Genomic DNA, 13080 nt, shown 5'->3' on the forward strand with positions numbered 1-13080 from the left:
TTAAGCCCGTTAGCGCCAATGGTACTGCAATCCGTGGGAGAGTAGGTCACCGCCTTCCTTAAAACCCTTCATAAAACTATGAAGGGTTTTTTTATGCTTCGTTTTAAAATTAATAAATTTGAATAAGTAAGCTTACAGATTATCTGTCGTCTAATGATCAATATGAAAAAAATATTGCAATATCTGTTATTGGGTATATTTCTATTGATAGGATTATCCTATTTGTATCTTAAATATTTCACTATAGAGGATGGAGAGCAAGCTCCTGATTTTGAAACTACGTTAGTAGACGGTACGCCATTTAGATTGTCAGATCTTCATGGGCAATATGTTTTATTAGATTTTTGGGGTTCATGGTGTGCTCCTTGCTTGAGAGAAAGTCCTCAGTTAGTTAGTATTTATGATAGTTATGCAAATAATCTTGTTATAGTAACTATTGCTTTAGAAAAAAATGATAAAACCTGGAGGAAAGCGGCAGATAAGTTTGGTTTTGTTTGGAAGCACCAAATTGTAGAAGAAAATCAATTTGTGTTGATGTCTTCTATTGCTAGAAAATATGGAGTTACCGAAATTCCTGCAAAGTTTTTAATTTCCCCCAATGGCGAATTAATGGGAAGGTACTCTTTAAAGAAGATTGATAGTTTGTTTTCTTCAAAAAAATAGTATTTAAAAACTAGGTATTTTAAAGAGTTAAAAAGCCCACATTGAAACTTCAATGTGGGCTTTTGATCTAAGAGTTTTTAACTAATTAATCTCTAAGAATACTTCTTGAAATTACAATTTTTTGTATTTCACTGGTTCCTTCATAAATCTGAGTAATTTTTGCATCTCTCATTAATCGCTCTACATGATATTCCTTTACAAAACCATTGCCTCCATGAACCTGTACGGCTTCTACAGTAACTTCCATAGCTACTTGAGAAGCATATAATTTTGCCATAGCTCCGGATAAATCATAATTTTCATGATTGTCTTTATCCATTGCTGCTTTATATACAAGCATTCTGGCAGCTTCTATTTGTGTATGCATATCGGCTAATTTAAAAGCGATAGCCTGGTGATTCATAATTTCGGTGCCAAAAGCTTTGCGAACTTTAGAATACTCTTTTGCAAGTTCATAGGCGCCAGCTGCAATACCCAATGCTTGGGCTGCAATTCCAATACGACCTCCTGCTAATGTTTTCATCGCAAATTTAAATCCAAAACCATCTTCACCGATTCGATTTTCTTTAGGGACTTTTACATCATTAAAAATAAGAGAATGCGTGTCACTACCTCTGATTCCTAATTTGTCCTCTTTAGGGCCAACTTCAAATCCTTCCCACCCTTTTTCAACAATAAAGGCATTGATACCACGATGTTTTTTTTCTTTATCTGTTTGAGCTATTACCAAATAATAATCCGAACTACTTCCATTCGTGATCCAGTTTTTGGTTCCATTAAGAATATAGTGATCACCTTTGTCGACTGCAGTTGTTTTTTGAGAGGTTGCATCACTACCAGCTTCTGGCTCAGATAAACAAAACGCTCCTATTGATTCTCCAGTAGTTAATTTTGAAAGATATTTTTCTTTTTGCTCAGGAGTACCATAGGTGTCAAGCCCCCAACATACCAAAGAATTATTTACAGATACAATAACTGAAGAAGAAGCATCTATTTTGGATAACTCTTCCATTACTAAAACATAGGAAAGAGTGTCCATTCCACCACCACCATACTCTGGAGATGCCATCATTCCTAAAAAACCTAATTCCCCCATTCTTTTTACTTGTTCTTTGGGAAATTCTTGTTTGTTGTCACGCTCGATTACACCAGGTAATAATTCAGCTTTTGCAAAATCACGAGCAGCATCTCGTATCATTAATTGTTCTTCGGATAATTTAAAGTCCATATTTTACTATTATTTACTGTGCGTGCATAACACGCAATTCGTACTTTTTGATGAAAATAAATCGGGATAACCCAGGTATTTTTAATAATCTTACAAATATAAGTGATAATATGATAGTTTTAATGTTTTTTTTATTTTTTGACACAATCATTTTTTACAGGTCGAGGACATAAATCTTTTTATTTCAGAACAACAATTAAATCTCTTAGATAACTAACAAAAAGAAGACAATTTTAATTGTAATAATTTTATTTTATTTAGGCTTTTGCCATATTTAGTTTTTTATATTTGTGAGAATACTTTTTGACTATTATTTTGATGTATTGTAATACCACTGTCATATGACTCAATTCTAACCTCCTTTTGGGAGGATTATTTTTTAATTAGGACATATGGAAACAATTTTTATAATTGTTTAAAACAGAGAATTATTTATTAAATGAGTTGAAATTTTATAAATGAAAGATTTATTAAAAAAATACGAAAATAAAGCACCAGAGATAATTTTTAATTGGAAAGATTCTGAAACTGAAGCAGAAGGCTGGACAGTGATTAATTCCTTAAGAGGTGGTGCAGCAGGGGGCGGTACAAGAATGCGGTTGGGATTGGATATGAACGAGGTTCTTTCTCTAGCTAAAACAATGGAGGTTAAATTTACAGTGTCAGGTCCGGAAATAGGAGGAGCTAAATCGGGGATTAATTTTGATCCCAATGACCCAAGAAAGAAAGATGTTCTTAGACGTTGGTATAAAGCCGTGTCTCCATTATTAAAAAGTTATTACGGAACGGGAGGAGATCTTAATGTAGATGAAATTAATGAAGTTATTCCGATCACTGAAGAATGCGGAGTTTGGCATCCTCAAGAAGGTGTATTTAATGGTCATTTTCAGCCAACAGAGGCAGATAAGATCAATAGAATAGGGCAATTAAGACAAGGGGTTATCAAGGTTTTAGAGAATACCACGTTCTCGCCAGATGTTTCCCGAAAGTATACCGTAGCCGATATGATTACTGGATATGGAGTTGCTGAAGCTGTTCGGCATTATTATGATATATATGATGGTAGTATAAAGGGAAAAAGAGCTGTGATACAGGGTTTTGGCAATGTTGGCTCAGCAGCAGCATATTATCTTTCTGAAATGGGAGTAAAAGTTGTTGGAATTATTGATCACGTCGGAGGACTAATTAAAGAAGATGGATTTTCATTTAACGAAATAAAAAATTTATATTTAAATAAAAAAGGAAACAAACTCTACAGTGAAACATTAATTCCGTTTAAAGAATTGAATGAAAAGATTTGGTCTCTACCTACTGAAATCTTTGTTCCTTGTGCAGCATCTCGATTGATAACCAAAGATCAGATTACTCAGATGATCAATGCTGGTTTAGAAGTTATATCTAGTGGGGCTAATGTTCCTTTTGCAGATGAAGAAATATTTTTTGGTCCTATAATGGAGTATACTGATGAAAGAGTAAGTCTGATTCCCGATTTCATTTCTAATTGTGGAATGGCAAGAGTTTTTTCGTATTTTATGGAACGAAGAGTGCAAATGACAGATGAAGCCATTTTTATGGATACTTCAGAAACAATAAAAAAAGCGATTCAAAACACTTATAATAACAATCAAACAAAAACTAATATAAGTAAGACAGCATTTGAGATTGCTCTTAAACAGTTGTTGTAATATTAATCGTATAACCAAGTACAAACTATGTTCAAGTATTTTCTAGGTAGTAGTCCGAAATGGTTCAAAACCGTGATGATCGGATTTTTAATTTTCAATGTATTTTCTTTATATATTTTAGGACCAACAGTAACAGCGTGGTTATTTATCGGGGAGTTTATTTTTACGCTGGCAATGGCTTTAAAGTGTTATCCCTTGCAGTCAGGAGGGATATTGGCTATACAAGCTTTGGCATTAGGGTTGACTCATCCTATGTATAAATTAGATCATGGAAAAATTGTGTACGATGAATCAGGAAAAGGAATTAAAGGAGGGGTGTTGCTCGAAGTCGAACAAAACTTAGAAGTAATATTGTTGTTAGTCTTCATGGTAGCAGGTATTTATTTTATGAAACCTTTATTGATGTACATTTTTAGTAAAGTATTCACTAAAATCAAATCTAAAATGGTTTTATCTTTACTGTTTGTGTTTTTGTCAGCTGTACTTTCGGCATTTTTGGACGCACTAACGGTAACTGCTGTTCTAATAAGCGTAGCTGTAGGATTCTATGGAGTTTACCATAAAATTCATTCGGGTTCTGGGGACTATGATGAGAGTGGAGTACTTGACAGGAAAGAATTAAGTGGAGAAACTCTGGAGCAATTTAGAAGTTTTCTACGTAGCTTGGTTATGCACGGTGTGGTAGGTACAGCGCTTGGCGGTGTTTGTACTTTGGTAGGAGAACCACAAAACCTATTGATCGGAGAGAGAATGGGATGGGATTTTATTCAATTCTTTTTGAATATGGCACCAATCACACTGCCGGTTTTAGCAGCGGGATTAGTGACTACTGTAATTTTAGAGGCCACAGGAACTTTTGGATTTGGAGCAAAATTACCAGAAGTAGCACGTAGAATTATAGAAAGTTATACCGAAGAAGAAGATGCAAATAGATCTGATCAATCAAAATATGGATTAATCATACAGGCAGTATCGGCAATACTTCTTATCGTTGGTCTGGCGATGCACCTTGCTCCGGTTGGATTTATAGGATTGGCCTTAATTATAGTTCAAACTGCATTTATGGGAATTACCGATGAGCATCAATTAGGACCTGCTTTTGAAGAGGCGCTGCCATTTACCGGTTTGCTGGTTGTATTTTTTGTGATCGTTGCGATGATTCATGATCAACATCTTTTTACTCCTATTATCGATTGGGCACTAACGTTAAAGCCCGAAGACCAGCCAGCAATGTTTTATGCAGCGAATGGAGTATTATCCATGATAAGTGACAATGTTTTTGTCGCTACAGTGTATATAGGAGAAGTTAAACAAGCATTTGATAGCGGTGCAATATCAAGGGAACAGTTTGAAAAATTAGCAATAGCAATTAATACCGGAACAAATTTACCAAGTGTTGCAACACCTAATGGTCAGGCAGCGTTCTTATTTTTACTAACCTCTTCTTTGGCACCGCTTATAGGGTTGTCATATACCAAGATGGTTAAAATGGCATTGCCTTATACAATCGTGCTAGGAGGAGCAGGTTTATTGGGAATTATATATGTCCTATAAGAAGAAATTATATACTTAACCTACAGAAATAACGTTAGTATACTAACACTAAATTAACAAAATCAAAATGATGTATTTATCTATGCTTGGTGCTATAGCCCAAAACACCAAAGAAATTGACCCAGAAGTTGAACAGAAGTCACTATCCATAATGGATCTGTTGTTTAGCGGAGGAACAGGTGCAGTAGTTATTATTTCTATTCTTTTCGTATTGCTTTTTGTAGCTGTTTATATTTATTTTGAAAGGCTTTTTGCCATAAAAGCAGCATCAAAATACGACGAAAGCTTTATGAGTAAAATAAGAGATAATGTGGCAAGTGGAAAAATTGAAGCAGCAAAAATCTTGTGTGCACAAACCAATAATCCAGTAGCCAGATTAACCGAAAAAGGAATTTCAAGAATCGGACATTCATTAGAAGATATTAATAAAGCAATAGAGAATGCTGGTAGACTTGAGGTTTATAAACTTGAAAAAAATGTAAGTATTTTGGCTACTGTTGCTGGTGCTGCTCCTATGATTGGTTTCTTAGGAACGGTGATTGGAATGATTATAGCATTTCATAATCTGGCATCCAGTTCGGGAACCGCAGATATGGGAGTTTTGGCTGAAGGAATTTATACTGCGATGACAACAACCGTTGGAGGATTAGTTGTAGGTATTGTAGCGTATATAGGATATAACCATTTAGTTGTACGTACTGATAAGGTAATTCATAGCATGGAAGCCAATGCTGTTGATTTCCTTGATTTGTTAAACGAACCCGCTTGATATGAATCTAAGAGGAAGAAATAAAGTTAGTCCAGAATTTAGTATGTCATCTATGACAGATATTGTATTTCTGTTATTGGTATTCTTTTTACTTACTTCTCCTGCAATTACGCCGGAAGCGTTGGATTTAATACTGCCAAAAGCCAAAGGTAAAAGTTCAAACGTGCAAAATATATCAGTAAGTATTACCAATAAGCTCCAATATTATATAGATGATGAACGGATTAGTCAAAGTAGACTAGAGTCGACATTAGTGTCTAGATTACAGGGGCAAAATGAGCCTACTATTATTTTGAGAGCAGAAGAAGGAGTGCCCATCGAAAAAGCCGTAGGGGTAATGGATATTGCAAATCGAAATAAATATAAAGTTATACTAGCTGTGAAACCAGATTGATTATGCTTAAATTAGATACGAAACATAAGAGAAAATCATTTGTGCTAACGATATTTTTGCATATAGGGATTATCTTATTATTATTCTATCTAAGTCTAAGCTATATCGTTCCGGAGGAAGAAAGCGGAATTGCAGTAAACTTTGGAACTACAGCTACAGGGTCAGGTAAGGTTCAACCTAATAAACCGATCAAAACATCTCCCAAAAATACTACTCCAGAATCTGCTCAAGTGCCTCCTGAAACTCAGGAAGAGTCTACCGAGATTAAAGAAGAGGTAGTTACCCAGGATACAGAAGATGCACCAGTAATTGATAAAAAGCCAAAGAAGGAACTGAAAAAAAAGGTAGAGAAACCTAAAAAGAAGCCAGAAAATACTACAGTAAAAAAACCGGTAAAAAACCCCGTAGAAGAAAAACCTAAAAAGAAGGTCGAAGAAAAGAAGCCTGACCCAAAACCGGATAAATCTACGTTGGATATCTTAAATAGTTTTTCAAATGGCCCCAAAAATGATGGTAAGGCTAATGGTGGAGAAGGTAATGATAGGTCACCAGGCGATAAAGGAAGTCCCAACGGAGACCTTAATGCCAAATCATATTATGGAAACGGTAAAGGATTAGATGGAGATGGAAATTATCGATTAGGAGGTCGCAAAGCGCTTAATAAAGAAAAATTCGTTCAGGATTGCAATGAGTCTGGTATCGTGGTGGTAAAAATAGAAGTAAATCAAGGTGGTAAAGTGGTAAAGGCTACTCCCGGAGTGAAAGGAACTACCAATAGTGCTTCATGTTTAATGGAGCCGGCAAAAAGAGCAGCATTAGCAACCAAATTTAATAGTGATTCTAAAGCTCCAGTGAAACAAATAGGAACTATAATTTATCAATTTAAACTTTCGGAATAATAAAGAACATGAATTATAGGGAAACCTTGGATTGGATGTTTACACAACTACCAATGTATCAACGTCAAGGAGCGAGTGCTTATAAAATTGACTTGAACAATACGATTCAATTCGCAAAATATCTTGGAGATCCTCAGGATGATTTTAAAAGTATTCATATTGGAGGAACTAATGGAAAAGGTTCTACAAGTCACATGCTTGCCTCTATTCTTCAAGAAGCAGGTTATCAAGTAGGGTTATATACTTCTCCCCATTTAAAAGATTTTAGAGAACGTATTCGAATTAATGGTAAAGAAATATCAAAGAAGTACGTTGTTAATTTTATAAGTGATCACCAATCATATTTTGAGGAGAATCATTTATCTTTTTTTGAGATGACGGTAGGAATGGCATTTCAATATTTTTCAGAATTTAAGGTTGATATTGCTGTAATAGAAGTTGGTTTAGGGGGCAGGTTGGATTCAACTAATATTATAAGGCCCGAGCTTTCAGTAATTACCAATATAGGCCTAGATCATACAGAATTTTTGGGGGATACTTTATCTAAAATAGCGACTGAAAAAGCAGGTATTATTAAAAATAATATACCTGTAATAATTGGAAGAACAACTCCCGAGACGAAAAAAGTATTTACTAAAAAAGCCAAAGCTTGTAATAGCGATCTATACTTTGCTGCAGCATATGAAGGGGCATTGTGTACTTCAGATTTAAAGGGAACCTATCAGAAAGAGAATATAAGAACGGTTTTACAAACAATTACAGTTTTAAGGAGTAAAGGATGGAATATAGGCGAAAAGGCTATTCGAAACGGTCTTAATAACGTAATTACAAATACAGGTATATTAGGTAGGTGGCAAATTTTACAAAATAAACCTAAGGTGATTTGTGATACAGCTCATAATACAGATGGATTGAAAATGGTTTTAAATCAATTATCAGAAGAATCATACGAGAAGCTTCATATTATCTTGGGAGTAGTAAATGATAAAGATTTGGATTCTATTTTATCACTTTTTCCTAATACGGCGGCATATTATTTTGCAAAACCAGATATTCCTAGGGGGTTAGATGAAAAAAAACTGAGAGAGAAAGCAGAAAATTATAATTTAAAAGGTAAGGATTATAATTCTGTAAAAGAAGCATATAATGCTGCATTACAAGAAGCTACAAGTGAAGATTTGATATACGTTGGAGGAAGTACGTTTGTAGTGGCAGAAATAATTTAATTTTTCTTTAAAATTCTTTTGGTAGACTATAAAACTGTCTTATATTTGCATCCGCAATCGCAAGATAGCGGGCGCGTAGCTCAGTTGGTTCAGAGCACTTGGTTTACACCCAAGGGGTCAGGGGTTCGAATCCCTTCGCGCCCACGAAGGCTTCCAGAAATGGAAGCCTTTTTTACTTTATGTAAGATTTGTTTTAATTCATTACATTTATTAAATGGTGGATTCATTACTCTTTATTCCCGATATTTCAGGCTTTACACATTTTGTTCAAAATACAGAAATAGAGCATAGTCAACATGTAATTTCAGAGTTGTTAGAAATCCTGATAACTGCGAATACTCAAAATCTTAAACTCGCCGAAGTAGAGGGAGATGCGTTGTTTTTTTATAAGGAAAATGAAATTCCTTCACAAGAAAAGCTTCTTGCTCAAATCGAAACCATGTTTACAGTATTCTATAGTCATCTGAAGCTGTTAGAAAAAAATCGTATTTGTCCTTGTAATGCCTGTGCAACTGCACCTAATTTGCAATTAAAAATTATTGTTCATTGCGGAGAGTTGCAATTTATTACAGTTCAGGAAAAACGAAAACCCTTTGGACAAATAGTTATAGAAGCTCATCGATTACTTAAGAATTCGATTCAAAGTGATAACTATGCCCTGGTAAGTGATAGTGTTGCAAAAATAATAGGTCTCCCCGTTGATTATAAAAGTAAATTGTATCATTTCAATCAAGGTGCTGATAGTTACGACAGTTCTGAAATTGGATATTTATTTTCTAAAATAGATAAGAACAACTTAAAACTTAATCCATTTGCGGTTCCCGAGGTTGTAGATTTTAAATGGCCTCCAAGTATCATTTTTATTAGAAATCTTGAAATATCTGCTAACCAGTTGTTAGAATATATTACCAACTATAGTTATCGACATTATTGGGTAAAGGGAGTCGAAAAGTTTGAATATAACCCTGAGGAAGTTACTAGGTTAGGAACTGAACATGTATGTATTGTCGATGGAAAGCGGTTGAATTTTACAACAGTGACAAAAGAAGTAGATCCTGATTCACTTATCTACGGCGAACTTACTACAGATGTTCCAATAGAAGCTTTATATCAATTTTTTATAATAAAACCTAAATCAGAAAATACTTGTCAACTGACAGTGGAGATATATCCGAAGGCAAAATCAATATTCACCAAGTTATTATTGACACTTTTGATGAAAAGAGCAATTAGAAAATCTCTGAAAACATCTTTAGACAATCTTGAGACATTCATTAAACAAGATAGTGTCTCCTGTTAAAGCAAATCTAATATGCGTTCAAGTTTCATTCCACGAGATCCCTTAATAAGGAGTATACTTTCTTTGTTTTTTAACGCTAACGACCAATTATCTTTAAGGTCATCAAAGGATTTATATTTTTTAATACGTGGATCATTATTTTCTGTACTATAAAAATTACTTCCGATTAGATGAATTTCATGAACCGCTGTACTCACTATAAAATCTGCTATTTTTTGATGTTCGGCTTTAGCTTCATCTCCTAATTCGAACATATCACCAAGGAAAGCAATCTTATGGTCAAGATTTTTTAAAATATCAAAATTCTTTATTGCTGCCTCCATACTTGTTGGATTGGCATTGTAGGCATCTAAAAGAATAGTGCAATTATCTTTTTCAATTATCTGAGATCGATTATTCAAAGGGATATAGGACTCAATAGCTTGTTTAATATAATCTGCATCAATTTTGAAATAATTACCTATGGCAATGGCAGCAGCTATGTTGGTAAAGTTATATGCACCAATTAAATTACTTTCAATGATTTGATTTTGATACGATACAACCACATTAGGATTAGTGTCGAGGAATTTGATTTTGACATCATTTTCATCACCCTGGGAAAAACTATAGATTTTTAGATCTTTGGCTGCTTTTACCAGCTTTGGATCTTCTGCATTAATAAATGCTAATTTGTTATTTTGTTTTAGATGTCGGTAAAGCTCTGTCTTTCCTTTTAAGACACCTTCTATCCCCCCAAAACCTTCTAAATGTGCTTTACCTATGTTTGTGATGTAGCCATAATCAGGTCTAGCAATAGAACATAAGAAATCAATTTCTCTTTGGTGATTTGCTCCCATTTCAACAATTCCTATTTCGGTTTTTTTGGTCATTGATAATAAGGTAATGGGTACTCCGATATGATTATTTAGATTACCTATTGTAGCCGTAGTTCTAAATTTAGTAGAAAGAACATTATTGATTAATTCTTTGGTTGTTGTCTTTCCATTACTTCCTGTAAGTGCAATAATAGGTACCTTTAGGTACTCTCTGTGATAGGTAGCCAGTTCTTGTAAAGTTTGAATAACATTCTTGACCAAAATGTGCTTTTCAGACGTTTTATATACTGCTTCATCAATTATTGAATATGCTGCACCAAGTTCCAGGGCTTGACTTGCGTAGGTGTTCCCATTAAAGTTTTCTCCCTTTAATGCAAAAAATATAGTATTAGATTCAATTTTTCTTGTATCTGTGCAAATGCCATTACTCTCTAAAAATATTTGATGTATTCTACTAATATCCATTTGGCAAAAATAAATTAAAAAACCCTGAACAATTATTGTTCAGGGTTTTTTATTTATAACGAACTTTAATATTCTATAATTATTGACCTCTTGGTTTTTGGTGTCTTGGTGTTTTCTTCTTTCTCGCTTTAGTACCAACTCTAGACATTGCGTTTCTGAAACCGATATAATCGGTAGCCATATCCTGGGGTAAGAATCTTCTTTGTGCAGGATCTAACCAATACGCTCTGTCTTTCCATGATCCACCTTTGTAAACACGAACGTTATCATCTACAATAGTAGTTCTTTTACTAGACTCATCATATCTTCTATCTAATTTTGTGCTATCTTCTGCATCTGGACCTACGTAATGAATAGGAGCGTTGTACATTCTTCTATTAGGTAGATTCTCATCTTGGTATCCTTCAAAATATCTTGAAGAACTTTTATCACCATCTCTATAATTTCTGTTGTCACTATCAGTAAAGTTAGTTCTCATGTATGTATCCTCATCTGTAATAGGAACCTGTAAAATTCCACCAGGTAATACACGAGCAATAATCTTACCATTACTAAGTGTGTCGTATACTATAGAATCGGTCATTACTACTTTTACAGTTCCATCAGGATTAATAGCGTTTTTGGTATAAACATTACCTCTATAGTAGTTAAAATCATTGTATTCATCATCTACGATAGGTCTGTATACATCGGCAACCCATTCTGCAACGTTTCCTGCCATATCATATAACCCATAATCATTAGGATCATAAGATTTTACAGGGGCGGTGATATCTGCACCGTCATCACTCCATCCGGCAATTCCACCATAATCACCATCACCTTGCTTAAAGTTGGCCAATTGATCTCCTCGTGTTCTTCTTTTTCCGGAACGTGTATATTTTCCGCTCCAAGGGTATTTTTTTCTACCTCTATATATATTGTAACTTCTTATTTCTACAAGACCTAAAGCTGCATATTCCCATTCTGCTTCGGTTGGGAGTCTATATTTTGGAAGAAGTAATCCATCCTTACGTTGTATGTATAAACCAGTAGAATCATTACGTTTTTCATACTGCTCTGATTTTCTACCTCCTCGAATAGCTTCATCATTACCCCCATAAGTTTGTGAAGGAGCATTTAAATATGTTTCAGTGTCAAAAGTACTTTCTGCCGAAACGTCTTCAAATGGTGCATTTTGTTTTATTACTTGCTCTTCTTCAAGAATTCTTTCGTTAACGCGATTAGTTCTCCAATTACTAAATTCTACTGCTTGAATCCAATTAACCCCAACAACCGGGTAGTTAGCGTAAGCAGGATGACGCAGATAGTTGTTGGTCATCATTTCATTGAACCCTAAACGATTTCTCCATACAAGGGTATCAGGAAGAGCACCATAATAAATATTTCTATATTTTGGTTCAGTAGGAGGATACACGCCTTTCAACCAGTCAAGGTATTCCAAATACATAATATTGGTCACCTCAGTTTCATCCATATAAAATGATTGTACATGTTGTTGGGTAGGGGTGTTATTCCAATCATGCATCACATCATCTTGTACACGACCCATAGTAAAAGTACCTCCTTCAATAAATACTAAACCTGGTCCTGTTTCTTGCTCTTTATAATTTGTAGCTACTTGAAAACCACCATCTTTGGAATTGTATTTCCAACCTGTGGCCCTAGAACTGCTCCCATAGTCGTTTTTGGTACAACTAAACAGTAATACACTAACGGAAAGTGCCATCAGCGACCTAAAAATAAACGCGTTTTTCATAATCTTAAGTTCGTTAAAGTAGAATTAGGGCTTGCAATATAATAATAAACGTTAAATTTACCCCAAATTTTTTAAAATATTATCAATTCATAGTTTTATATGAATTTCCAACGACTTTGGTTTAACGCAATATTTCTAAAAATATTATTTATCGCCAAATAAAAACTACAAAATTTCGGCGGTCAAAAAAAATACTTTTCTGCTGCTTTAGCCTATTTCTTCTGTGTTTAGAGTTAAAGTGTTTAAAATGAAATGCTTATTTTCTATTTTGTGTGCTTTTATCAACTTAAAAGTATTTTTTTCCATGTAGATAATTAAAA

At 34.3% G+C, this 13080-nt stretch carries 11 protein-coding genes and 1 tRNA gene; 9 read left to right on the forward strand and 3 right to left on the reverse strand.

What is annotated here, in order from left to right:
- Window positions 1-162 precede the first annotated feature (162 nt).
- Window positions 163-663, forward strand: coding sequence for a TlpA family protein disulfide reductase (locus ACFSJT_RS12950; RefSeq protein WP_378320715.1), 501 nt, complete (start codon window positions 163-165; stop codon window positions 661-663).
- Window positions 664-748: 85 nt separating this feature from the next.
- On the opposite strand, the gene ACFSJT_RS12955 is transcribed toward ACFSJT_RS12950, so the two are convergent.
- On the reverse strand, window positions 749-1891 hold the full coding sequence (locus tag ACFSJT_RS12955) for an acyl-CoA dehydrogenase (RefSeq protein WP_378320716.1): 1143 nt from the start codon (window positions 1889-1891) through the stop codon (window positions 749-751).
- Window positions 1892-2349: 458 nt separating this feature from the next.
- On the opposite strand from ACFSJT_RS12955, the gene ACFSJT_RS12960 reads away from it, so the two are divergent.
- The 8 genes from ACFSJT_RS12960 to ACFSJT_RS12995 all read left to right on the forward strand — a co-directional run bounded on the left by ACFSJT_RS12960 (window position 2350) and on the right by ACFSJT_RS12995 (window position 9718).
- On the forward strand, window positions 2350-3576 hold the full coding sequence (locus tag ACFSJT_RS12960) for a Glu/Leu/Phe/Val dehydrogenase dimerization domain-containing protein (RefSeq protein ID WP_378320717.1): 1227 nt from the start codon (window positions 2350-2352) through the stop codon (window positions 3574-3576).
- A gap of 27 nt (window positions 3577-3603) precedes the next feature.
- Window positions 3604-5130, forward strand: a complete 1527-nt coding sequence (nhaB, locus tag ACFSJT_RS12965) for a sodium/proton antiporter NhaB (protein ID WP_378320718.1) — start codon at window positions 3604-3606, stop codon at window positions 5128-5130.
- A 70-nt stretch (window positions 5131-5200) separates the two neighbouring features.
- The gene (locus ACFSJT_RS12970) at window positions 5201-5899 is read left to right on the forward strand and encodes a MotA/TolQ/ExbB proton channel family protein (protein WP_378321136.1); all 699 of its coding nucleotides are present in this window, start codon (window positions 5201-5203) and stop codon (window positions 5897-5899) included.
- A gap of 1 nt (window position 5900) precedes the next feature.
- Entirely contained in the window at window positions 5901-6293 is a 393-nt protein-coding gene (locus tag ACFSJT_RS12975) for an ExbD/TolR family protein (RefSeq protein ID WP_378320719.1), read from the forward strand.
- A 2-nt stretch (window positions 6294-6295) separates the two neighbouring features.
- Window positions 6296-7192: an energy transducer TonB gene (locus ACFSJT_RS12980; protein ID WP_378320720.1), complete on the forward strand. Its 897-nt coding sequence runs from the start codon at window positions 6296-6298 to the stop codon at window positions 7190-7192.
- 8 nt (window positions 7193-7200) lie between these two features.
- Entirely contained in the window at window positions 7201-8418 is a 1218-nt protein-coding gene (locus ACFSJT_RS12985) for a bifunctional folylpolyglutamate synthase/dihydrofolate synthase (RefSeq protein ID WP_378320721.1), read from the forward strand.
- Window positions 8419-8487: 69 nt separating this feature from the next.
- A tRNA-Val gene (locus tag ACFSJT_RS12990) sits at window positions 8488-8562 on the forward strand.
- 70 nt (window positions 8563-8632) lie between these two features.
- Window positions 8633-9718: a DUF2652 domain-containing protein gene (locus ACFSJT_RS12995; RefSeq protein ID WP_378320722.1), complete on the forward strand. Its 1086-nt coding sequence runs from the start codon at window positions 8633-8635 to the stop codon at window positions 9716-9718.
- Here ACFSJT_RS12995 and ACFSJT_RS13000 read toward each other — a convergent pair.
- Together ACFSJT_RS13000 and gldJ are read right to left on the reverse strand one after the other, a co-directional pair.
- Complete coding sequence (locus tag ACFSJT_RS13000; RefSeq protein ID WP_378320723.1) at window positions 9715-11001, reverse strand: UDP-N-acetylmuramoyl-tripeptide--D-alanyl-D-alanine ligase; 1287 nt, start codon at window positions 10999-11001, stop codon at window positions 9715-9717. The genes ACFSJT_RS12995 and ACFSJT_RS13000 overlap by 4 nt on opposite strands.
- Before the next feature lie 79 nt (window positions 11002-11080).
- A complete protein-coding gene (gldJ, locus tag ACFSJT_RS13005) occupies window positions 11081-12760 on the reverse strand; it encodes a gliding motility lipoprotein GldJ (protein WP_378320724.1) in 1680 nt (559 codons plus the stop codon).
- Window positions 12761-13080 lie beyond the last annotated feature (320 nt).

It is taken from the genome of Aquimarina celericrescens (genome assembly GCF_042682765.1).
GTDB lineage: Bacteria > Bacteroidota > Bacteroidia > Flavobacteriales > Flavobacteriaceae > Aquimarina > Aquimarina celericrescens.